At 62.8% G+C, this 23,674-nt stretch carries 13 protein-coding genes; 6 read left to right on the plus strand and 7 right to left on the minus strand.

Annotated elements, in window-relative coordinates; genetic code table 11:
• The first annotated feature begins 325 nt into the window (after positions 1-325).
• Positions 326-1,084, plus strand: coding sequence for an NYN domain-containing protein (locus tag ND528_RS00185; RefSeq protein ID WP_052269086.1), 759 nt, complete (start codon positions 326-328; stop codon positions 1,082-1,084).
• A 23-nt stretch (positions 1,085-1,107) separates the two neighbouring features.
• Here the strand turns inward: ND528_RS00185 and ND528_RS00190 are convergent, their stop codons facing one another.
• The 3 genes from ND528_RS00190 to ND528_RS00200 all read right to left on the minus strand — a co-directional run bounded on the left by ND528_RS00190 (position 1,108) and on the right by ND528_RS00200 (position 3,372).
• On the minus strand, positions 1,108-1,740 hold the full coding sequence (locus ND528_RS00190; protein ID WP_241669478.1) for a carboxymuconolactone decarboxylase family protein: 633 nt from the start codon (positions 1,738-1,740) through the stop codon (positions 1,108-1,110).
• 141 nt (positions 1,741-1,881) lie between these two features.
• Positions 1,882-2,319, minus strand: coding sequence for a cyclophilin-like fold protein (locus tag ND528_RS00195; protein WP_241662941.1), 438 nt, complete (start codon positions 2,317-2,319; stop codon positions 1,882-1,884).
• A 24-nt stretch (positions 2,320-2,343) separates the two neighbouring features.
• Entirely contained in the window at positions 2,344-3,372 is a 1,029-nt protein-coding gene (locus ND528_RS00200; protein ID WP_263469298.1) for an alpha/beta hydrolase, read from the minus strand.
• 134 nt (positions 3,373-3,506) lie between these two features.
• Between ND528_RS00200 and ND528_RS00205 the strand changes: the two genes are divergently transcribed.
• The gene (locus ND528_RS00205; protein ID WP_212616140.1) at positions 3,507-4,457 is read left to right on the plus strand and encodes a LysR family transcriptional regulator; all 951 of its coding nucleotides are present in this window, start codon (positions 3,507-3,509) and stop codon (positions 4,455-4,457) included.
• A gap of 293 nt (positions 4,458-4,750) precedes the next feature.
• On the opposite strand, the gene ND528_RS00210 is transcribed toward ND528_RS00205, so the two are convergent.
• The 3 genes from ND528_RS00210 to ND528_RS00220 are packed head-to-tail and all read right to left on the minus strand — an operon-like array spanning position 4,751 to position 5,797.
• Positions 4,751-4,993, minus strand: coding sequence for a hypothetical protein (locus ND528_RS00210; RefSeq protein ID WP_122507439.1), 243 nt, complete (start codon positions 4,991-4,993; stop codon positions 4,751-4,753).
• Positions 4,993-5,523: a hypothetical protein gene (locus ND528_RS00215; RefSeq protein WP_212616139.1), complete on the minus strand. Its 531-nt coding sequence runs from the start codon at positions 5,521-5,523 to the stop codon at positions 4,993-4,995. Before ND528_RS00215 ends, ND528_RS00210 begins: the two co-directional genes overlap by 1 nt.
• A 49-nt stretch (positions 5,524-5,572) precedes the next feature.
• On the minus strand, positions 5,573-5,797 hold the full coding sequence (locus tag ND528_RS00220; RefSeq protein ID WP_039758787.1) for a DUF2188 domain-containing protein: 225 nt from the start codon (positions 5,795-5,797) through the stop codon (positions 5,573-5,575).
• A gap of 574 nt (positions 5,798-6,371) precedes the next feature.
• On the opposite strand from ND528_RS00220, the gene ND528_RS00225 reads away from it, so the two are divergent.
• The 4 genes from ND528_RS00225 to ND528_RS00240 are packed head-to-tail and all read left to right on the plus strand — an operon-like array spanning position 6,372 to position 22,924.
• Positions 6,372-18,092 carry a BapA/Bap/LapF family large adhesin gene (locus tag ND528_RS00225; RefSeq protein ID WP_263469299.1) on the plus strand — a complete coding sequence of 3,907 codons (11,721 nt, stop codon included), beginning with the start codon at positions 6,372-6,374 and terminating at the stop codon, positions 18,090-18,092.
• A gap of 43 nt (positions 18,093-18,135) precedes the next feature.
• Complete coding sequence (locus tag ND528_RS00230) at positions 18,136-19,572, plus strand: TolC family outer membrane protein (RefSeq protein WP_241663513.1); 1,437 nt, start codon at positions 18,136-18,138, stop codon at positions 19,570-19,572.
• Positions 19,569-21,731: a type I secretion system permease/ATPase gene (locus ND528_RS00235; protein ID WP_263469300.1), complete on the plus strand. Its 2,163-nt coding sequence runs from the start codon at positions 19,569-19,571 to the stop codon at positions 21,729-21,731. The genes ND528_RS00230 and ND528_RS00235 overlap by 4 nt, the downstream gene beginning before the upstream one ends.
• A 5-nt stretch (positions 21,732-21,736) precedes the next feature.
• The gene (locus tag ND528_RS00240; protein ID WP_370593533.1) at positions 21,737-22,924 is read left to right on the plus strand and encodes an HlyD family type I secretion periplasmic adaptor subunit; all 1,188 of its coding nucleotides are present in this window, start codon (positions 21,737-21,739) and stop codon (positions 22,922-22,924) included.
• Here ND528_RS00240 and ND528_RS00245 read toward each other — a convergent pair whose 3' ends face one another.
• Positions 22,925-23,578 carry a trypsin-like peptidase domain-containing protein gene (locus ND528_RS00245; RefSeq protein WP_408005020.1) on the minus strand — a complete coding sequence of 218 codons (654 nt, stop codon included), beginning with the start codon at positions 23,576-23,578 and terminating at the stop codon, positions 22,925-22,927. It abuts the gene before it with no gap.
• Positions 23,579-23,674: the final 96 nt, after the last annotated feature.

Here is a 23,674-nt window from a genome sequence, read left to right on the forward strand (position 1 = left end):
TGCCCCCCCCCCCGGATTTCTGCCCAACACCGCGCTCGCCCGCTCACGGATAACCGAGCCTACGAGACACAGCGCTTTTGCCTACAAATCTTACGGAAGTCGCTGTCTTGCCCGCTTACCCTCCGCAATTTATCGTTTCCCCGTCGCCACCTGAGAGTTGAAAGCGCTGGGCACATTCGACTTTGTGCAAACAGGTCAGACGAAAAAGGTGTTGTTGACGTATCCGTCACTCCTACCTAATCTGCTCCCATCCCGCCCAAGGCAGTACGCCGTTCTAATCATCCAGAACGTGCCAAACCCTTGGGCGTTTTTTTAGGTAAAAAACATGCCCACTGCGGTGTTAGTCGATGGCGCCTTTTTCATCAAACGCTTTCGACGAATCGAACCTCAAAACGCCTTCAACGCTGAACGCGCGGCCGATCTGGTCCATCGATGGGCAACCGCCCACCTCCTCAATAAAACCTTGACCCGTCCAACGGGCGCCATTCGAGAGCTACGACAACGAGCCAGGAAAGAGCTTTACCGTATCTTCTTTTATGACTGCCCCCCACTGGACACCAAACAGCACAACCCAATAAGCAAAAAAGCTGTGGATTTTTCCAGGTCCAGGGAGGCGGCATTTCGCAAAGAGCTGCACTCCAGACTGCGAAGTAAACGTAAGCTGGCGTTACGACTTGGACATTTGTCGAAGGATGTCAGATGGACCATCAAACCCGCAAAAATCGCTGAGCTGTTGAAAGGCAAAATCCAGATGACTGACCTTATGGAAAATGACGTCAGTATTGAGACCCGTCAAAAAGGTGTCGATATGCGGATCGGCATTGATGTCGCGTCGCTGTCCTTTAAACAGCAGGTCGATCAGATAGTGTTGATAGCAGGCGACGCAGACTTTGTTCCAGCGGCAAAAATGGCAAGGCGAGAAGGTGTGGACTTCATTCTCGATCCGATGTGGCAGAGCATTCCCGATAGCCTGATGGAGCACATAGACGGTTTGCGCTCAACATGCCCCAAGCCGCCGCTTCGTGAAAATAAGGCGGCGTTCTTGGAGATGCAGCAACCAGGTTCAGTCATTGGTGAGAAATAATGGTACTGGTATCCCCGTCGACTTCAGCCCCCCAATTTCCCCAGCCCCGCGCCCACCCGCTCAGCAGCCTGCAAATCCCCACGCGCCTCCAATTCCCGCGCCACTTGCCGCAACTGCTCAACCGTCAGTCCCACATTCAGACTGATCTTCAAATGCGACTCCAGTTGCGACTCGACCCCAGCCATTGCCGCCAGCGCGCCGACAGTCGCCAGTTCCCGATCCGTCCATGTCAGATTGTCGCGGGCAAAGATGTCGCCGAACAGATGCACTTTCAGAAACTGATCGATCGCCGGGGCGAATTCGAACAGTGGGCCGGACACTGGCGCGCCGACCAGGCGGGTCTGATTGTCGGTGCCGAGTTCGGTGAGCGCATATCCCGACGGAACCGGACCCGGCTCGCGTCCCGGCACGTCTTCGATGCCCCGCGCGGCGCGTTCCTGCAAAACCTTCATCAGCAATGACAAGGCGTTAAGGCTGCGCGGGAACCCGGCGTAGGCGTACAGCTGCACCAGAACTTCCCTGGTTTCGCTGATGCTCAGCCCGGCATCGAGACCACGATTGAGTGCGTCGTGCAAACGCGGCATGTCGCCGATGGCAGCGTTGGCGGCAATCGGGGCGATCGCCAGTTGTCTAAGCGTCAGAGGCTGTTCTTTCATGATCGGTTTCTCCGGTGATCGGGAAGGATTGGCGCAGAGGGGATTCACGCAGGCTGAACTGGCAAGGACCGCGCAGCCGAGGGCCACAATGCGCAAAAGACGCCCTTGATTTAACGATTTCTGGTTCATCAATGACTCTCCTCACTCATGCAGAGTGAACGTCACCCGCACATCGCCGCGCCCCAAGACTTCGGCCAAGTCCTGCGGGCGTTCGATGCGGCCAAGACGCGAATAGCGGTAGGACGAATCGAAGGTTTTATAGAAGACCACCAACGTATCGTCGCCATACAAAAGGAAATCGCCGTTGTGGATCGTGCCCGGCCGGTAGGGCTGGGTGGGCAATGGCGGCTGCACGGTGGCGTATTTTTCATTGCCGTGCAGGTCAGCCATGTCCAGGCTCAGCGGCAATCGCGTGAGCAATTGCCGAGTGCTCGGGTTGTCCTCAAGAGCAATGGCAAAACGCTGTTCCCCGACGGTCATCCACATCGTGCTGGCCTCCATAGCGGTCGGTGCAGACAGAGCAACGGGCAGCCATGCCATCAGTACGAATCCCTTCCAGCCGTTGGCAAAAGTCCGCATCGCTTTGCTCCGTCGCGTTGAAAGTTACTTCAGGTTGCTCTTGAAGAACTGCGTCAGCTTGGCAAAAGGAATCAGCTCGACCCGGTCGTACAGATCGACATGGCCGGCATTCGGCACGATCACCAGTTCTTTCGGCTGCCCCGCCAACCGGAACGCCTCTTCGCTGAACTCACGGGAGTGCGCGTCTGCACCGGCAATAAACAACATCGGACGCGGCGAGATGCTCTCGATATCGACGAACGGATAGAAGTTCATGAACTTGGTGTTGCTGCTCAGCGTCGGACGCGTGGTCTGTTGCGGCGTCGAGCTGGCCGGGGTGAATTCGCCGCGCGGGGTGCGGTAGAAATCGAAGAATTCACGCTGGATCGGATGGGTGTCGGCCTTCAGTTCCAGCACCGTGCCGCCGGTGTATGCGACCTTGCCGCCAGTGAACTCGGCGTAACGCTGCTCTGCCGCTTGCGCAATGATCTGCTTGCGCTGCGCAAGGCTTTGCGAGTGCTTGAGGCCATCACGGTTGGCCGCGCCCATGTCGTACATGCTGACCGTGGCGATGGCTTTCATGCGCGGGTCGATTTTCGCCGCGCTGATCACGAAGCTGCCGCTACCGCAGATGCCCAACACGCCGATGCGCTCGCGGTCGATGAATGGCCGTGTGCCGAGGTAATCGACGGCCGCGCTGAAGTCTTCGGCATACATGTCCGGCAACACCGCGTTGCGGGGCGCGCCCTCGCTTTCGCCCCAGAACGACAATTCCAGCGACAGGGTGACAAAGCCCTGCTCCGCCAGTTTCTGCGCATACAGATTGGCGCTCTGCTCCTTTACCGCGCCCATCGGATGGCCAACGATTATCGCCGCGCTGCGCGCTTCCGGGTCGAGCCCTTTGGGGACAAAGAGATTGCCGACCACGGTGAGTTGATATTGATTTTTGAAGCTGACCTTCTGCACGGTCACCTTTTCGCTTTTGAAGAAATTGTCGGCACCGTGGGACATGTCAGCTCCGAATGCAGTAAATGAACTCAGGAGAAACCCGAGCAGTATGAACAGTCGTTTCATGGGGGCGTCCTTGATCGAGAAACCAGGCGAGGCCGGGATGGAGGTATTGTTGCGCAGGCGCGAGGCTTTGATTAGCTAATGAGTGCTTAATGCGGTTATAAACGCTGCTAATCAATAAACCCGAGCGTCACGCCATGGCTAAACCCAACTTCAATGACCTGCTCGCCTTCGTCACCGTGGCCCGCACCGGCAGTTTCACCCGCGCGGCGGTGCAACTGGGCGTGACGCAATCGGCGGTGAGCCAGGTAGTCTCGGCGCTGGAAGCGCGTCTGAAAATTCGCCTGCTGACCCGCACCACACGCAGCGTGTCACTGACGGCGGCCGGCGAACGCTTGCTGCACACCGTGGGCCATCGTTTCGATGAGATCGAAGCCGAGCTGGACGCGCTGACCGAGTTGCGCGACAAGCCTGCCGGTACGGTGCGCATCACCTGCGGCGACAACATCATCAAGACCACTCTGCTGCCCAAACTGACTCCGCTGCTGCTGCAGTACCCGGACATCAAGCTCGAGTTCGATATCAACTACGGTTTCCGCGACATCGTTGCCGATCGCTTCGATGCCGGCGTGCGTTTCAGCGATACCGTCGCCCAGGACATGATCGCCGTACCGATCGGCCCGCCGCTGCGCATGGCCGTCGTCGCCTCGCCCGACTACTTTGCCCGGCACCCCGCCCCGCAACATCCGCGCGATCTGGCGGCGCACCGCTGCATCGACATTCGATTTCCGACCTACGACGGTGTCGATGCCTGGGAATTCGAGCGTCAGGGCAAAAAGCTGAAAGTGCGGGTCGACGGCCAACTGGTGTTCAACTCCACCGTGCACATCACCGACGCGGCCGTGAACGGATTGGGAATTGCCTACCTGCCTGAAGACGAGTTCGGTGCGCATCTGGCCGAAGGGCGTTTGGTCAGAGTGCTGGAAGACTGGTGCGAACCGTTCGGCGGCTTCCACCTCTACTACCCCAGCCGCCGCCAACCGTCGCCGGCGTTTTCACTGGTGGTGGATGCGTTGCGCGTGGAGAGATCCAGCCCCGCTGTAGGAGCGAGCCTGCTCGCGATAACGTCGGCACATCCAACAGAGTAAGTGCCAGATCCAGCGCTTTCGCGAGCAGGCTCGCTCCCACAGGGATTTGCGTCAGACCCCGGAAATCAATCGATTCACGAATCAATTGTGGGAGCGAGCCTGCTCGCGAAGGCGTCAAGTCAGTGAATTGATGGCAAGGCTGACCCAGCGCTTTCGCGAGCAGGCTCGCTCCCACAGGATTTTGCGTCAGACCCCGGAAATCAATCGATTCACGAATCAATTGTGGGAGCGAGCCTGCTCGCGAAGGCGCCAGACCAGCCACATCATCTCTGCATGCCAGCCCCGCGACACCCTCACAACTTCGGCACGTCCCCGGTCGCCTCGGCAATCGTCGCCAACGTTTCCTCCATGCTGGCGATGTCTTCTTGCAGCTTTTGAAACACCAGATCCAGCGACTCGGGAGCGTCCACGGTCTGATGGCCACGCAGCGACTCGACGCTGGCGCTCTCCACGTGCTGGAGAATGTCCACACTTTCTCGCAGTGCCAACAGCTGATCGAAGATCGCGGCAATCTGCGCCTGGCTACGGGTGCTCATCATTTCCACCCAAGCCTGGCAATGATTTCACGGCGATACGGCGTGTCGATCTGCGCCGGCACCTGTTCGATATAGTCGCGCGCTTGTTCGTGCGCCGCGCCGCTCAACCCGGCCAGATAAGAAACTGCGTCGTCGACATTCGGCACCAGGCCTTCAATGTTCTTGAATCTGCCGGGCAGCGCCGTCCAGATCACCGCATCGAGTTGCCGAGGAATTGCCCATTCAGCAAGCACGCCCATCGCCGAGGGACCGAGGGTGAAGCTGCCGATGCCATCCTCCCTGCCCTCCGGCACGCCTTCTCGAATACGCAGGAGTTCGCGGGCCTGATCGAGATCGGTCACGTCCAGGACCGACCACAGCACTTTGCACGGCGGCGCGTTCGCGCTTATGGCTGTAGTCAACTCGCCAGTGTCACTGACGCGAACGAAGTCGATCGGGATCTGCGGCCCGTCCGCGAACCATTCGCTTGCCAAGGGCAAACCGTCCGGCTTCCAGATCAGCGAGCCCCATCCCAGACATGCAATGACCATAAATCAGACCCTTCTGAAGAAACGATGAACACAGAAAAGAACAGCCTGCTCAGCCTTTGGTTTTTCGCGGGTCGGCTGCGCGCGGAAAGGTGCGTTCTTCCTGGATCGTCCCGTCTTCTTTATGGATTTTCAGCGAGGCGGTTTTGTCCTGCAGATAGTCGCTGGCAATTTGGGTGATCTCGGCTTTGGTCGCAGCCGTTTTCGACGCACGCTGCGCGCCCTCTTTGACCAGTTCCCAGCGCTGCTGGTTTTTACTGATGTGGTAGTTATCCATTCCTTCACCTCTGATGTGAATGACGTGACCGTTACAAGGATTGACCTTGAGCGGTTCAGAGAGTTTGAAAGAAATCGCGATGCGCTCTGTGCCACGTAAACACTAGTGCACATCCGTTCTCTATCACTTCGGCGATCGATAGCTAGCGCATGAAGTGATGTGGAGGCGAAAAATCCGCTGAAACGAAAAAGCGTAAATACTTATACAAAGCTTGTCGTCCTTCCTGCGCTTATTGATTAATACCTTCGCCAATGGACGACTGCGCAATGCATTTATAGCGCTTAATAATTTCAATACTAATTAGCCATCAACGTTACGGTTGCGATTCTGCTTCCTCTTCGGTCTTTTTTGCCAATTTTAAAAAAGACACATTTTGTTTCATCCAATTATTCGTTGGATCCAACGGCCCGACAAACGGTAGCCTTACAAATTTCTTTTGATTTCAGCTGGATAGTCATCGGAAAAATGCCACTTCGGTAACTCGCCAAAAATCAGGCAGCCTTATTTCAAACTCCCTATCTATGGTTTTAAAACCATCCGTGGACGTCCACCCACCCATTTACAGGGAGTAGTAATGGACAACATCGTCATTGCCGACAAAGCCAATTCTCAGCTCACTGCCCAGAACTGGGGCAATGTTCAGCTCAGTCAGCCTTCAGTTGTACAAATGCCGGTCCGCCCCGACCAACTGGCGTCGACCAGTCGCAGCGGTCAGGATTTGATCGTCAATCTGAAGTCTGGCGAGCAAATCAAAATCTCCAATTTCTTTGTCACCAGCCCTGACGGCGTGCCTAATGACATTGTCTTTCAGGGTGACGACGCGACGCTGTGGCAGGCGCGCTACAGCGCCGAGCCGTTCAATGGCTTTACCTTTGACGAAATCAATTCGCTGGACGAGCTGATCGCTGGCGTCGGTGTGGTGGATGGGGCGACGCCGGCCTGGGCGATTGCCGGGCTTGGCCTGTTGGGCGCGGGTGGTGCGGCAGCCGCTGCCGGCGGAAGTGGGGGCGGCGGAGGTGGTGGTGGCGGTGGAGACGCGACGCCTCCCGCGCCTGCGACCGGATTAACCTTGTCGGCCGATGGCCGGGTGCTGAGTGGTTTTGGCGAAGCTGGCAGTGTCGTTCAGGTACGCGATGCGGCCGGCAACCTTTTGGGTTCCGGAACCGTTGGCGCCGACGGCAGTTTCCAGGTCGACCTGGGTACGCCACAGAACAATGGCCAGCCGCTCGACGTCACGCTCACCGATCCTGCGGGCAACGTTTCGACACCCGGTACGGTCACTGCGCCGGATACCACCGCGCCCACCGCGCCTGGCAACCTCGCTGTGAGCGCCGATGGCACGCAACTCGGCGGCACCGGTGAAGTCGGCTCGACCATCCAGGTGCGCGCCGCCGATGGCAGCCCGCTCGGCAGCGCCGTGGTTGCGGCGGATGGCACCTTCAGCGTCATCCTCAGCCCCGCGCAAACCGGCGGTCAGCCGCTGACAGTGAATGCCACCGATGCCGCAGGCAACACCTCGACCGGCGCAACGATCAGCGCGCCGGAGATCGTCGAACCGACGACGCCAGGCAATCTTGGTTTGAGCAGCGACGGCAGCCAGCTGACCGGCACCGCCCGGGCCGGCACCACCATTGAAGTCCGTGCCGCCAACGGCGAATTGCTCGGGCGCGCGGCGGTGGCCGCTGACGGTACTTTCCTGCTGACGCTGGTTCGTGCGCAGGCCAACGGTGAAACCTTCAGTGTCGTGGCGGTCAACAGCGCCGGTGCGCAATCGCCGGCCGTTACCTTCAACGCACCAGACATCACCGGCCCCGCCGCGGCGACCGATGTAGCGGTGAGCAGCGATGGCCTCTCGGTGACCGGCCGTGGCGAACCCGGCAGCACAGTCAGCGTCTCCAATGCCCAAGGCACGCTGCTGGGGACAGCTTTGGTCGCCGCCGATGGCTCGTTCACCGTGCAACTCAACCCCGCGCAAATCGATGGCGAGGCGCTGAGCGTGCTGGTCACCGACGCCGCCGGCAACCCTTCGCCAGCAGTGACTATCATCGCGGTTGACCTCGACGGGCTGACTCAACCGAGTGACATCGCAGTGAGCGTCGATGGCACGCAATTGAGTGGACGCGGCCAGCCCGGTTCGACCGTGACGGTGCGTGACGCCAACGGCAATCTGCTCGGCACGGCCGTTGTCGCGGCGGACGGCACGTTCAGCCTGCAACTGAGCAGTCCACAGAACAACGGCGAAACACTGCAGATCAGTGCCAGCGACGCCGCTGGCAACACCTCCGCACCACTGAGCTACGTCACGCCTGACACCCAAGGACCCACGGCCGTCTCCGATCTCGCGCTCGACGCTCAGGGGCAGACGCTCACCGGTAAGGGTGAGTTGGGTGCGTCAGTCACCGTGCGCGATCCGGCCGGCAATATCATCGGCACCGGCACGGTGGGTGCCGACGGTAATTTTACCGTTCCACTTTCCACACCACAGACCGATGCGCAACAGCTGCAAGTGATCCAGACCGACGCAGACGGCAATCCTTCGGCGCCGGTCAACGTGATCGCACCCGATCTGACCACGCCGGTTGCCGTGACCGATGTAAGCATTTCCGCCAATGGCGCCGTGGTCTCCGGCGCGGGTCAGATCGGCGCCACCGTTACTGTCACTGACACCAATGGGACCGTGCTGGGAACAGCTATTGTCGGCAGCAACGGCCGGTTCGAGGTCACCCTGTCCTCGCCACAAACCAATGGCCAGAACCTCAGCGTCGTGCAGAGCGACGGCTCGCCGTCGGGCTCGCCGGCAGTTCCAGTTGAAGCGCCGGATATCCAGGCTCCCACTGCCCCTTCGGATCTGACGCTGAATGCAGGTGGCACTGAACTGAGTGGCACCGGCGAACCCGGTGCCACGGTGTCAGTCAAGGATTCGGCGGGCAATATTTTAGGTACCGCGATCGTCGACGGCAGCGGCGCCTTTACAGTGCCGCTGAACAGCCCGCAGATCGAAGGCCAACAACTGCAAGTCAGCCAATCGGATGGCGTGAACGTTTCCCCCAGCACACCACTAACGGCGACGGACACCACCGCGCCGCTGGCGCCGGACAATGTCGTGCTCGCCAGTAACGGCGTGACCTTGACCGGCACCGGGCAAGCGGGCAGCACCGTAACCGTCAGCGCGCCCGACGGCACGGTGCTTGGCACTACGGTGGTCGCCAGCGACGGCAATTTCAGCGTCAACCTGAGTCCGGCTCAGCTCGACGGTCAGGTGCTGAACGTGATCCAGACCGATGCGAGCGCCCTGCCCTCGCCGGCCACGCCGGTCACCGCACCGGACATCACCGCCCCGCCTGCACCGACCGGGCTGGCCGTCGATCCTTCAGGTGCCACGGTCACCGGTACCACGCAGCCCAATAACACGGTGCAGGTGCTGGATGCCGACGGCAACGTCATCGGCACTGCGACCGCTGACGGCACGGGCGCCTTCACGGTCAACCTCGATAATGCGCAGACCAATGGCGAAGCCTTGCAAGTCGTGGTGTCGGACGGCGCCAACAGTTCGCTGCCAGGCACCGTTGCCGCGCCGGACAGCACGCCGCCGGCAGCGGTCAGCGATCTCGCGCTCAACCCGGCCGGCACGCAGGTCTCTGGCCTTGCCGAACCGGGCACGACGGTCACCGTCAGCATTGCCGGCGGTGGCGCTGTGCTGGGCACCGCGACGGCCGATGCGGATGGCCGCTTTGTCGTGACCCTCAGCCCACCGGCCGAGCCTGGCGGCAATCTGGAAGTCATCAGCACGGATGGCGGCGGCAATGATTCGCCCGTCGTGCCGCTGGCAGGACTGGACGGTAGCCAGGTCGCGACCCCGACCGATCTGGCCTTGAGTGCCGATGGTTTCACCCTGACCGGTGCCGGAACGCCCGGTTGCACCGTGACGGTGACCAGCAGCAGCGGCGCTGTGCTCGGCTCAGGTCTGATCAACAGCTTCGGCCGCTTCACCCTGTTGCTCAGTAGCAAACAGATCAACGCGCAAGTTCTCCAGGTGACGGCCACCAGTCCCGACGGGGACGTCTCGATTCCGGGCACGGTGACGGCGATCGATGGCACGGCGCCAGACGCTGTGACCGATCTGGCGCTGAATGCCAACGGCACAACACTCACTGGACGCGGTGAGGCCGGGGCGACGGTCACTGTCACCGACGCCACAGGTACCGTGCTCGGTACTGCACTGGTCGCCAGCAACGGCACGTTCAGCCTGACGCTGACGCCGGCACAACTTAATGGCCAGGCGCTTACCGCGATCCAGAGCGACGCCGCCGGCAACCTGTCGCAACCCGCTGGCATCATTGCCAGCGATCTGCAACCGCCCGCCGCAGCGACTGGCGTTACGATCAATGACGTCGGCACCGTGGTCAAAGGCCAGGGCGAAGCCGGCAGCACCGTGACCGTGCGCGATGCCGCCGGTAACGTGTTGGCCACCGGCGTAGTCGATCAGAGCGGCAACTTCCAGGTCACCTTGCCCAATGCGCAGAACACTGGCGAAACCCTGCAGGTCACTCTGACCGACGCCAACGGCAACGCCTCGACTTCCACTGGCGTGATCACTGTCGACGGCACCCCGCCGGCCGCTGTGCAGAATCCACTGATCAGCGCCGATGGCAGCACCCTCAGCGGCACAGGTGAGGCTGGCGCAACAGTCAATGTCACCACCGCCAACGGCACCCTGCTGGGCAGCGCCGTGGTGGGCGCGGACGGCTCGTTCAGCGTGACCCTGGCGCCAGCGCCGACCAATGGTGAGGCGCTGGCGATCAGCCAGACCGACTCTGCCGGCAATGTCTCGCCGTCGACCAGTGTCAACGCACCCGACATCAGCCCACCGGCGGCACTGACCCAAGTCGCGGTGAATGCCGACGGCGTCACCGTTACCGGCCACGGCGAACCCGGCGCCACCGTGTCTGTACGCAGCGCCGACGGCACCTTGCTCGGCACCGCACAGGTCGGCAGCGGCGGCGCGTTCACTGTCACGCTGAACGCAGCACAACTGAATGCCGAAGTGCTGACCGTCACTCAGGAAGATCCGCCGGGCAACGTTTCGACGGCGGTTGAAGTCATCGCCGCGGATTTGACCGCGCCGGCGATTCCGAGCGCATTGACCCTCAATGCTGCTGGCGTGCAACTGGCCGGTAACGCCGAGGCCGGCAGTACCGTGACCGTACGCGACAGCCAGGGCAATCTTCTCGGTACAACCACGGCGGCCGCAAACGGCACTTTCCAGATTACCCTCAACAGTCCGCAAACCAATGGCCAGTCGCTGAACGTGACGGCCACCGATGCGGCAGGCAATCCGTCGGCCCCGGCAATCGTCAATGCGGTCGATAGCACGGCGCCGTTGGTGGCGAGCGATCTGGCGGTCAGCGCCAATGGTGCCACCCTGACCGGCATCGGCGAGGTCGGCGCCAGCGTGGAAGTTCGCGATGCCGGCGGTGTTTTGCTGGGTACTGCGACCGTTGCCAGCAACGGCAATTTCAGCGTCACGTTGTCCCCGGCGGCGGTGGCTGGATCGAATCTTTCCGTGGTGCAGATCGATGCTGCCGGCAACACCGGACCGGCGGCGCCGGTGACTGCACCGGGCAATCTGGCGGAAAGTGCACCGACCAATCTGGCCCTCAGCGCTGACGGTCTAACCCTCACCGGCTCGGCCACCGCCGGCAGCACCGTGAGCATTCGCAATGCCTCGGGCGTGTTGCTCGGCAGCGCGCTGGTGGCGGCCAATGGCACTTTCAGCGTCACCCTCAACGCCGCGCAACTCAACGGTGAACAGCTGTCTGCCGTGGCAACCTCGAGCACCGGTATCAATTCGTCACCGACCGACTACACCGCTGCCGACATCGCCGCGCCAACACCGCTGAGTGAACTGAGTCTGGCACCGAACGGCACGGCCCTGACCGGGCGCGGTGAAACCGGCGCCACGGTGACCGTGCTCGGCACCGGCGGAGTGGTTCTCGGCAGCGCCGTGGTGGCGGCCAATGGCACCTTCAGCGTCACCCTCAGCCCGGCACAGACCTCTGGCCAGACTTTGAGCCTGAGCCAGGCCGACACCGCCGGCAACGAATCCAACAGCGTCAACCTGATCGCCCCGGACCTGCTCGCCCCCAATCCGCCGGCGGCGCTGGTGGCAAGCCCTGACGGCACCTTGCTGTCGGGTACCGGTGAGGCCGGCACCACGGTCAACGTATACAACGCTGCCGGAGCGCTGGTCGGCACCGGCACCGTGAGCATCGACGGCACGTTTGCGATCACCCTGACCACGCCGCAAGCCAACGGTCAGGCGCTGACCGTGTCGCTGACGGATGCGGCGGGCAACACCTCGGCAGCCACGCCGTTCACTTCGGTCGACAGCACACCGCCAGCGGCCGTTTCGCAACTGAGCATCGGCGGCGACGGCGCAAGCCTGACCGGGCGCGGCGAACCGGGCGCGCAGGTCCGGGTCATCGACAGCGACGGCAACGTGCTTGGCACCGCCGTGGTCAGCGCGACCGGTACCTTCACCCTGCCACTGAACCCGGCGTTGACCAATGCCGAAGTGATCACCGTGGTCCAGGCCGACGCGGCGGGCAACGACTCGCCGGCAGTGAACCTGACCACACCGGACTTCACCCCGCCTGATCCACTGGACAACGTCGATATCAACTCGTCCGGCGCGTTGGTCATCGGTACTGGCGAACCCGGCGCGACCGTGACCGTGCGCGATGCCAATGGCACCTTGCTCGGCACCAGCGTGGTGCTCGGCGACGGCACCTTCAGCGTCTCCCTCAATCCGCCGCAGATCAATGAACAGATCCTCAGCGTGCAGCAGGCCGATCCACCCGGCAACGTCAGCGCGCCGGTGTCGATCACCGCACCGGATCTGACCCCGCCAGCGACGCCGGCCGATCTGCAACTGAATGCCGATGGCGACACCCTCACCGGGACCGGCGAAGTCGGCGCCATTGTCCGCGTGACATCCGCAGACGGTACCGAGCTGGGCACCGGCACCGTGGGCAGCGATGGCCGTTTCCAGATCACCGTGACCCCAACACAGACCAATGGCCAAGCGCTGTTCGTGGTGTTGGCGGATGCGGCCGGCAATGCCTCGCCTGCCGGCACCCTGACGGCGCCTGACAGCACGCCTCCTGCAGCACTGACCGATGTCGAGATCGACGCCAGCGGCAGCCTGATCACCGGCTCCGGTGCGGCTGGCTCGCAGGTAGTCGTCACCAACGCGGTGGGCACCATCGTCGGCACCGGCACCGTCGCGGCCGATGGCAGTTTCAGCGTCATCCTCGATCAGCCTCTGCTCAACGGTGAAGCCTTGTCGGTGATCCAGCGCGATGCGGCGGGCAACCCTTCGCCGATCGTGCCCGTCACTGCGCCGGACATCACCCTGCCCGCTGCGCCCACCGGCCTCGTTCTCGCGCCCGACGGCGTGACATTGACCGGTACCGGTGAAGCCGGCGCCACGGTGCGCGTGCTCAGCGCGACTGGCACTGTTTTGGGCTCGGCAACCGTGACCGGCAATGGCTCGTTCAGCGTGACCCTCAATCCGCCGCAGGTGAATGGCGAGCTGTTGAGCGTCAATCAGACTGATCCGGCTTCAAACATTTCACCCACAGCACCTCTGCAGGCGGGCGACAGCACTGATCCGCTGGAAGTGGCCGACCTCAATGTCAGCCAGGACGGCTTGACCGTCACCGGCACCGGCGAGCCCGGCGCAACCGTCACCGTGCTTGACGGCGCGGTGGTGCTCGGCACGGCGACGGTGGCGGCAGATGGCAATTTCAGCGTCACGTTGTCGGCTGCGCAACTGGATGGCCGCGCGCTCTCGGTAGTGCAAGCCGACGCGCAAAACAACCAGTCCGAGCCCGTACTGGTCGACGCGCCCGACAGCACTGCACCTATCGCACCAACGGTGACATCGCTGACCGGCGCCGGCACCTTGCTCGCCGGGACCGCCGAAGCCGGCAGCACCGTGACTGTGCTGTCCGCCACCGGCACCGTGCTCGGCACAGCGGTGGCATTGGGCGACGGCACCTATACAGTCACGCTGAATCCGGCCCAGGCCAACGGTCAGTTGTTGTCGGTGATCGCGACGGACGAGGCGCAAAACGCATCGCCAGCGCTGCTCTACCCAGCGGCAGATACCACGGCTCCGGATGCCGTCACCGGTCTGACCATCAGCGGCGATCTGAGCCAGCTCGCCGGTCGTGGCGAAGCCGGCGCGATTGTCGAAGTGACCGATGCGCTGGGCAATGTTGTCGGCACCGGCACGGTCGCGGCCAACGGCACATTCCTGATCGATCTGGATCCGGGCATCACTGCCGGCCAGGTGCTGACAGTGAATCAAACAGACGTCGCGACTAACGTGTCCGCAGACGCCGACCTGACTGTTCCGGCAGTGCCAGCCCCGGCTGCGCCGGACAATCTTGTACTGACAGCCGACGGCGTGACGCTGACCGGCACGGCGGCGATCGGCACCACCATCAATGTCTACGCGCCGGACAACAGCCTGATCGGCACCGGCGTCACAGGCCAGGATGGCACGTTCAGCGTGGTGCTGACGCCTGCGCAAACCAACGGCCAAAGCCTCGAAGTCACCGCCAACACTGCGTTGGGTGGCGCCTCGCTGCCGACTGAAATCACCGCAGGCGACACCTCGGCGCCGGCGCCACTCAGCGATCTGGCGGTCAATGCCAGCGGCACACTGGTCACCGGTCGCGGCGAAGTCGGCGCGTCGGTGACCATCACCGGCGCGGGCGGCGTGGTGCTGGGCAATGCGACGGTTGGCGCCAATGGCACCTTCAGCGCACAGCTCAATACGCCGCAGGTCAACGGTCAGGTGCTCAATGCGACACAGACCGATGCGGCCAACAACACCTCATCCGGCCTTAACGTAACCGCGCCCGACATCACTCCCCCAGCCGCTCCGACAGCACTGGTACTCAGCGGCGCCGGTCTGGTGCTCGGCGGGCTCGGTGAAGCCGGCGCCATCGTCACTGTTCGCGGTGCGGGTGGCACGGTGCTGGGCACGGCGACGGCGGCGGGCAATGGCTCGTTCTCGGTGACCTTGTCATCAGCGCAACTCAATGGCCAGCAACTGAGCGTCACGCAGAGCGATGCGGCGGGCAACGTTTCGCCGGTTACCAATCTCAGCGTCGCCGATACCACCGCGCCGGCGCCGCTGAGCAATGTCAGCCTGAACGGCACCGGTCTGGCGGTCAGCGGCACGGGTGAAGCCGGCGCGACCGTCAGCGTGACCAACGCAGCCGGTACCGTCCTCGGCACCGCCGTGGTCAATGCTGGGGGCACCTTCACCGTGCAACTGTCCAGCGCGCAACTGAACGGCCAACAGCTCAACGTCCAACAGGCCGACCCGACGGGCAATCTGTCGCAGGTCTTCAATCTGACGGCCCCTGACGTGCAGGCGCCGATTGCAGCCAGCGGTCTGACGCTCGCTGCCAACGGTCTGACGTTGAGCGGTACGGGCGAAGCCGGTGCGACGGTCAACGTATACGGTCCGGGCGGCGCGCTGATCGGCACCACCACCGTGGGCAGTGGCGGCACGTTCAGCTTCGACCTGAACACCGCGCAACTCGACGGGCAGCTGTTGACCGTGCGTCTGGTCGACCCGGCCGGCAACCTGTCGCCCAACGCCAGCCTGACAGCGCCGGACATTACCGCACCCGGCGCGCCGACCGGCGTCAGCGTCAATGGCAGCGGCACCGTGCTCACTGGCGTCGGTGTGCCCGGTTCGACCATCAGCGTGCGAGGCGCCGGCGGGGTGGTGCTCGGCACCGCCACCGTCGCTGCAAACGGCAGCTTCTCGGTGACACTGGCCTCGGCGCAGATCAACAGCCAGGTGCTCAGCGTCACCCAGGCCGATCCGAGCGGCAACGTATCGGCTGCGGCGACCGCGACGGCGCCAGACCTGACACCGCCCGCTGCCGCCACGGCGCTGCTGGTCGGCGCCGATGGCCTGACCGTCACCGGTACCGGTGAAGCCGGTGCAACCGTGACCATCAAGTCGGCCAGCGGCACCGTTCTGGGCACCGGCACGGTCGACAACCTCGGCCTGTTTACCGTCACCCTGAGCAGTGCGCAGATCAACGGCGAAAACCTCACCGTCAATCTCAGCGACGCTCGCGGCAACGTTTCGGTAGCCGCCAACGTCATTGCGCCGGACGTCGACGTCAACGCGCCCGTGGTCGCCAGCGATAATCTCGCCGTCGGCACCGTCACCCTGGCCCCGGTCACCGCCTCGCAGACCTTCAACGACTCGTTCACTACGCTGCTGGCCGGATTCTCGAAAACCTTCACCTTCACCGTCGCCGGCGGCACGCGTCTTGATCCGACCCTGACGCTGACCACCAGCAGCCTGATTTCGCTGATCGATGGCGTGGTCTACACCCTGCAAGTCAAGGATGCCAGCGGCAACTGGGTGACTCTGGATGTCAATGGCAGCGGCGGCCTGCTCGACCTGATTGCCTTGGCCGGCCAGGGTGTGCGCGTCGACATCGGTAACCTGCTGTCAGGCGATTATCGACTGACGGTTTCGAGCACCGGCATCGGCGTGCTGACCACGGTCAATACCCAGCTGCAACTGGACGTCAGCAGCCTGACCCAGTTCAATGGCATTGCCGGGCCAGCGGTGACCGGCAACGTCATCACCAACGTCGGCGTCGATGGCACGGCCGATCAGACCGGCCCGGACAACGGCGCGCAGTTGCAGATCTTCAAGAACGGCACCTGGGTCAGCGCCGGTGCCGGCACCACGGTGCAAGGGTTGTACGGCACGCTGACCATCGACGCCAACGGCAACTACAGCTACAAACCGAACGGCAGTGTCGGCAGCGTCGGCAAAGTCGACGTGTTCAACTATCAACTGGTGCACCCGAACGGCTTGAGCGACACCGCCAATCTGTACGTGCGCATCGACAGCCCGCAAGCCAGCGAAGTGTGGAATGACGCCAGCCTCGGCAGCCCGGCACTGGTGGTGGATGCCACAGCGGACATCGCCTCGACTGACGTCACCCTGATCAACCGCGAAGTCACCACCAACTCCGCCCTTGGCACGTTCAATGTGCTGCTGGGCGGCGGCAGTGGTAACTACAACACCGTGGTCGCGGCCGATACCGTCAGTGACCTGACCGTGGTGGTCAATTCGAGCAACCTGCTGGCGCTGCTCGGTTCGATGACGGTGGGCCTGTACAAGCTCAACACCGCCACCAACCAGTACGTGCTGGTCAAGAGTTACGGCGGCAACGCGCTGGTCAATCTCGGCGGCGGCAACTACGGGATCAAGTTCGACGACCAGACCGCCGGCAGTTATCAGGTGCGGGTGGCAGTGGGCGGCCTCGGCCTGCTGACCAGCGTCAACACCAGCCTGATTAACGTCGCGACCTACAACAATCAGTTCGTGGTCGGCAGCTACACGCCGGTATCGGGCAATCTGCTCACCGACACCGCTGGCGGCGGCGCCGATGTGTTGGGCTCGGTCTACACCTTGCTCAGCGTGCTGGTCGCTGGCAGTTACGTGGCGCCGGGTCACAACGGCGTCTCGCTGGTCGGCAACTACGGCACCCTGGTGGTCCAGGCCAACGGCAACTACACCTACACGCTCAAGGCCGGGCTGACCGACGCGGTGATCGGCCAGGAAGACACCTTCACCTACCAACTCACCCACCCCAACGGCACCGTGGATACCGCGACGCTGACCATCGACCTGAACAATGCCGGCGCTTTCGCCAGCACCGCGTTCTCGGCGCTGGCCAGCGATGACCTCGGTCTGGCCCATGTCGCTGGCAGCGAACTGATCCAGGGCACCGAGGGCAACGACACCCTCGACGGCTCGCACGGGGGCGCCGTCACGCTGCAAGGTGGCGGCGGCGACGACACGCTGATCGTCGCCGACCAGCAGTTCGCTTCAGTCGATGGCGGCAGCGGCACCGACACCGTGCTCTGGGCCGGTGGCGACGTGTCGATCAACCTCGGCGATCTGCAGAGCAAGATCCACAACGTCGAAATCCTCGACCTCAACCATTCCAGTGCGGTTGCGCTGACACTGAATCTCAGCGATCTGCTGGCGATCACGTCCTCGGACAACAACACCCTGCTGATCAAGGGTGACGACAGGGACAGCGTGCACATGACCGATGGCTGGGTCTCCGATGGCACGCAACAGGCCGACGGCATCGACTATGTTCAATACACGGCGCAGGAGGATCCGAGCCACCACTTGTGGGTACAGAACGGCATTCAAGTGGTTTGAAACAAGACATCGAACGTTGGTCTCTCAACAGTAAGGGAAGTCTGTGGAGTCAGTTTTTCGCCAGAAATGGCCGGTGGTCCTGTTGACCATCGGCCTCTACCCCGCTTTCACCGTCGACGTTCGCGCCGACGACAATCTCGACAGCAGCTTGCGCAGCATCAGCCCCTCGCAACTGCAACAACCGGCAGGCAATGACAATCGTCAGCGCCCTGCCCCTGCTTCAAAAACGGCCGCCAACGCAGATACTTTGGGGCTGGAACAAGCGGTCAGGCTCGCCGTGGACTGGCACCCACGCATTGGCGAGGCCATCGGCACCCTGTTCCAGCAAGGCGAAGGGGTCAACGTCGCCGAATCCGGCTATTACCCGCAGGTCACCGGCGGCATCAAGGGTGGCTACACCAGCGGTTACGGCAGCGATGCCGGCAGCCAGTCGGTGAACATTTCCCTCAAGCAGATGCTGTATGACTTCGGCAAGGTTTCCAGTTCGGTCGACGCCGCCCGCGCCCGGGTGGCGCGCAGTCAGGCCGGGATTCTGCTGGCGATCGACGACATCGCCCGCGACACCGCCAGGGCCTACATCGAGGTGCAGCGTTATCAGCGTCTGCTCGAGGTTGCGCGTGAACAGATTCAGGGCATCGGCGGCATCGTCGACCTGGCCAAGCAGCGCAGCGACATGGGCGCCAGCACCCGTTCCGATATGGTCCAGGCGCAGTCCCGGGCCGAAGGCGCGACGGCGACGTTGCAGGAATTCAAGGCGCAATACGCACGCTGGCAAGCGACCCTGACCAGTCTGCTCGGACGGCGCACGCCGCCGGCGGTCAGCGACGCCGCCGCGCCTACGCTAACCCAGGCCTGCGACGCCTCGCAGATCTCCGACACCCTGCCCGCCGTTCTCCAAGCGGCTGCGCAACGCACCCAGGCCCAGGCCGAGTTGGCCCAGGCCAAAGCCGAGGCCTACCCGACCCTGTCGCTGCAACCGTCGGTCAACCAATACCTGGACGACCACTACGACGATCAGAACTCGCGCGCCGATCGCACTCAGGTCGGGATCTTCCTCAACCTCGAAGTGCCGATCTACCAGGGCGGTGCGATCAGTGCGCGCAGCCGCGCCGCCGGGCATGCGCTGACCGCAGCGGATTCGGCCGAAGACTTCGCCCGTCTGCAAGCGCGCCAGGGTCTGGCCGAAGCCCAGGCGCAAACCTCGGGTCTGAACCGGCGGCTGCGCTCGCTGGAATTTCGCCAGACCAGCATCACCGAGGCGCGCATGTTGTATGGCCGCCAGTACCTGGAACTGGGCACGCGGCCGCTGCTCGACCTGCTCAACGCCGAGCAGGAAATCCATCAGTCGCGCTTCGATCTGGTCAACACCCAGGCTGATCTGCAACGCCTGCAGATCGACTGCTTCTACAACAGCGGTGCGATTCGCCGGGTCTTCGGCATCGACCACAGCGCCATCCAGAATGTCGAGATCCTGCCATGACCGATGCCAGCATCACTGTTCCCGAACCCGCCGCTGCCGAGGCTCGCGAAGATTATTCGCCATGGCTGGAAGCGGTGCTCAAGGTCGCCCGCCACTATCGCCTCGACGTCTCCCCGGAAAGCGTGCGCCTGGCCTCGGTGCACAGCGAAGGCCGCGTCGAAGAAGTGGTTCGGCACATGGCGCGTCAGGCCGGTTTGAGCGTCAAATTCGCGGTGTTCGACAACAAGAGCCTGAGCCGCTGGCGCACGCCGCTGGTGGTGCAACTGCGCGACGGTCAGGTCGGCGTGCTCGAAAGCATCGGCGAAACCGGCGAGCTGGGCATCTGCTTCAGTGGCGATCAGGGTTTGCAGAGCCGCATGGAGGCTGGCGCGCTCGCCGAGCAGGCATTGCGCACGGTGATTCTGCGTCCGACGCAACCGGTGGCGGACGTGCGCACCAACGATTACATCAAGCCCTACGACGAGCACTGGTTCCGGCGCATCGTCCTCACCGATCTGCGCCCTTACAGCCAAGTGATGATCGCCTCGCTGGTCGCCAACCTGCTGGGCATGGCCGGCGTGCTGTTTTCCATGCAGGTGTACGACCGGGTGATTCCGGCCGAGTCGCTGCCGACCCTGTACGTGTTGTTCGGCGGGGTGATGCTGGCGCTGCTGTTCGATTTCGTCATGCGCATTCTGCGTCTGCGCATCACCGATGTGCTGGGCAAGCGCGCCGACTTGCGCGTCTCCGATCTGGTCTTTGGCCACGCCTTGCGTCTGCGTAATTCCGCGCGGCCGAAATCCACCGGTTCGTTCATTTCGCAATTGCGCGAGCTGGAGCAGATCCGCGACCTGATTACCTCCAGCACTGCCACGGCACTGGCGGACATGCCGTTTTTCCTGCTGTTCCTGCTGGTGTTCTATTTGATCGGCGGGCCACTGGTGTTGATTCCACTGGTGGCGCTGGTGTTCATGTTGCTCCCTGGGATCATCGCGCAACCGCGTCTGGCGCGACTGGCCAATGCATCAATGCGTGAAGCGGCGCTGCGCAACGCCATGCTGGTGGAAAGTATTCAGGGCCTCGACGATATCAAGGCATTGCAGGCCGAGCAGCGTTTCCAGCAACAGTGGAACCAGTACAACGCCGCCTCGGCGGACAGCAGCCTGCGCCTGCGCACCCTGACCAACAGCCTGGTGGCGTGGACGCAGAACGTGCAAGGCGGAGTGTTCGCAGTGGTCATCGTGTTCGGCGCGCCAATGGTGATTGCCGGCGACCTGACCACCGGCAGTCTGGTCGCGGCGTCGATTCTGTCGTCGCGGATGATGGGGCCGATGGCGCAACTGACCCACGTGCTCACCCGATGGCAGCAGGCCAAGGTCGCGCTCGAAGGCTTGAACCGGATCATGCAGATGCCGGTGGATCATCCCGAAGGCAGCCAGCGCGTGCACCTGCCGGCGATTCGCGGCGACTACCGCATGCGCCAGGCCAGTTTTCGCTACAGCGAGGAATCGACCCCGGCGCTCCACAACATCGACCTGAGCATACGTCCCGGCGAGCGCATCGCCCTGCTCGGCCGCAACGGCGCTGGCAAGTCGACGTTGCTGCAAGCGCTGGGCGGCGCGATGGATCTGAGCAGCGGTGAAACCACGCTGGACGGCATCGCCCTCGCGCATCTGGATCCGGCCGATCTGCGCCGCGACGTCGGCCTGCTGTCGCAACAGGCGCGACTGTTTCATGGCACCTTGCGCGACAACATCACCCTCGGCGCCGGTCAGGCCAGCGATCAGGAAATCATCGCCGCGCTGACCGTTACCGGTGCCCTGGACTTTGTTCGGCAGTTGCCCAAAGGCATGGATCACCTGGTGCTTGAAGGTGGCTTGGGCCTTTCGGGCGGTCAGCGTCAGAGCCTGTTGCTGTCGCGCTTGTTGATCCGCCAGCCACAAGTGCTGTTGCTCGACGAACCGACGGCCGCGCTCGATGACGTCACCGAGCGGCTGCTGTTGGAAAAACTCGCGACCTGGACCCAGGGTCGAACGTTGGTGGTCGCCACGCACCGGGTCAGTGTGTTGCAACTGGTCGAGCGGATCATCGTTCTCGACAACGGACGTATCGTCATCGACGACCACCGCGACGCGGCATTGGCGCGGCTGCGCGCACCGGGCAAAGGGGTGGCGGTATGAAGCCGATGATGACCGATGTGCCGGACCCGATGTCCTACCTCGACGGCCGCGATGAGCGCGCACTTGCCGGTGGCGCAAAGGTGATCTGGGGTTGCGCGCTGATGCTCGCCTGCTTCATTGCCTGGGCGGCGTGGTTCGAGATCGTCGAAGTCTCGACCGGCACCGGCAAAGTGGTGCCCAGCTCGCGCGAGCAGGTGATTCAGTCGATGGAGGGCGGCATTCTCGAACAGCTCAATGTCAGCGAAGGCGCATTGGTCGAGCGCGGCCAGATCCTCGCGCAATTGGACCCGGTGAAGAACCAGTCCAACGTCGGCGAAAGCGCGGCCAAGTACCGCGCGGCGCTGGCCAGCGTCAACCGCTTGCAGGCCGAAGTCAGCGAAAAGCCCCTGACCTTCGACGCATCGCTGCAGGAATTTCCCGATCTGATCCGCGCCGAAACCGAGCTCTACCAGACCCGGCGCAAAGGTCTGGCGGAAACCCTCGACGGTATTCAGAGCTCGCTGAAACTGGTGCGCAGCGAACTGGCGATCACCGAGAATCTGGCGAAGATCGGTGCTTCGAGCCGGGTCGAAGTGCTGCGCCTGACCCGTCAACGCTCGGAGCTGGAATTGAAGGCCACCGAAGCCCGCTCCGATTACATGGTCCGCGCCCGCGAAGACCTGGCCAAGGCCAACGCCGAAGCGCAGATGCTCGAAGCGGTGATCCGTGGGCGCACCGATTCACTGTCGCGCCTGACCCTGCGCTCGCCGGTGCGCGGCATCGTCAAGGACATCGAGGTCAGCACGATTGGCGGCGTCATTGCGCCCAACGGCCAGGTCATGCAGATCGTGCCGCTCGATGAACAACTGCTGATCGAGACGCGCATCTCGCCGCGCGACATCGCCTTCATTCACCCGGGCCAGGCGGCGAAAGTGAAAATCACCGCCTATGACTATTCGATCTACGGCAGCCTCGACGGCGAGGTGGTGACGATCTCGCCGGACACGATTCAGGACGAAGCCAAGCCGGAAATCTTCTACTACCGCGTGTTCATCCGCACCGCTTCGGATGAACTGCGCAACAAGGCCGGCAAACGCTTCGCCATCGTGCCCGGGATGATCGCCACGGTGGACATCCGTACCGGCGAAAAAACCGTGCTCGACTACCTGATCAAACCACTCAACCGCGCCCGCGAAGCGTTGCGCGAACGCTGATCAGCGACTGGCCAGTTTGGTCGCTGGAGGAGTCGTTGGAGTGATACTGGCCTGATAGCGCGACCACTCGCGATTGATCTCCGCGTACGGCAAAAAGATGCTTACGCGCGGTTGATCGAGCAAGTCTTTGCGCTTGAGGCGGCTGACGTCGTCACGGGTGAGGAACGCCACGTTGATGCCAACCACTTTGCCATCGGCGGAAAACACCGGCCCGCCGGACATGCCTTTGGCCAGCGCGCCATTGTGGGTGCCGTAAAGCACGTTGCCCTCTTTGACGTCGAGGCGAACCATGGCCGGCAAGGCCTGGCCGGTGCCCTTGACCGACATGTACAGCGAATTGAACCCCACCGAAGTCAGCTCCTCGCCCGGCTTGTAGCCGCGCCACGCCGGCACGCTATTGGCCTTGTGACGGAAGAACTGCACGTCTGCCTGCCCCTGGAAAACCGTGCCCGACAAGTAAGGAATGTGCTTTACCGTCACGGCGAAGTCTTCATTCCATTGCACAGCCGAACCCATCAGCAGGTAAGGCAAAGGCGCTCCGGAGTGAACGACAAAGGCTTGGTCTAAAACAGGATCCTGAACAAAAGCGACTGGCATTCCATTGCACCCGCTGAGCAGCAACGAGGCTGCAACAAGTGACTTGAGGGGGCGCATTTTCGGTACATCTTGAAGTGAGGGAAGGTGCTGCAATATGTCATTGCGCCATCACTTCTAGCAATAGGCTCAGCCTACCGCTTGTCGGCGTGCGAT

Origin of the sequence: Pseudomonas mercuritolerans (genome assembly GCF_025706525.1) — a bacterium.
Classification (GTDB): domain Bacteria; phylum Pseudomonadota; class Gammaproteobacteria; order Pseudomonadales; family Pseudomonadaceae; genus Aquipseudomonas; species Aquipseudomonas mercuritolerans.

Bases quoted from the DNA above. Each gene is read 5' to 3' on its own strand.
- ND528_RS00225 (WP_263469299.1), top strand. From the start codon at position 6,372: ATGGACAACATCGTCATTGCCGACAAAGCCAATTCTCAGCTCACTGCC.
- ND528_RS00215 (WP_212616139.1), bottom strand. From the start codon at position 5,523: ATGGTCATTGCATGTCTGGGATGGGGCTCGCTGATCTGGAAGCCGGAC.
- ND528_RS00210 (WP_122507439.1), bottom strand. From the start codon at position 4,993: ATGAGCACCCGTAGCCAGGCGCAGATTGCCGCGATCTTCGATCAGCTG.
- ND528_RS00195 (WP_241662941.1), bottom strand. From the start codon at position 2,319: ATGCGGACTTTTGCCAACGGCTGGAAGGGATTCGTACTGATGGCATGG.
- ND528_RS00235 (WP_263469300.1), top strand. From the start codon at position 19,569: ATGACCGATGCCAGCATCACTGTTCCCGAACCCGCCGCTGCCGAGGCT.
- ND528_RS00200 (WP_263469298.1), bottom strand. From the start codon at position 3,372: ATGAAACGACTGTTCATACTGCTCGGGTTTCTCCTGAGTTCATTTACT.
- ND528_RS00185 (WP_052269086.1), top strand. From the start codon at position 326: ATGCCCACTGCGGTGTTAGTCGATGGCGCCTTTTTCATCAAACGCTTT.
- ND528_RS00205 (WP_212616140.1), top strand. From the start codon at position 3,507: ATGGCTAAACCCAACTTCAATGACCTGCTCGCCTTCGTCACCGTGGCC.
- ND528_RS00190 (WP_241669478.1), bottom strand. From the start codon at position 1,740: ATGAAAGAACAGCCTCTGACGCTTAGACAACTGGCGATCGCCCCGATT.
- ND528_RS00245 (WP_408005020.1), bottom strand. From the start codon at position 23,578: ATGCGCCCCCTCAAGTCACTTGTTGCAGCCTCGTTGCTGCTCAGCGGG.
- ND528_RS00220 (WP_039758787.1), bottom strand. From the start codon at position 5,797: ATGGATAACTACCACATCAGTAAAAACCAGCAGCGCTGGGAACTGGTC.
- ND528_RS00240 (WP_370593533.1), top strand. From the start codon at position 21,737: ATGATGACCGATGTGCCGGACCCGATGTCCTACCTCGACGGCCGCGAT.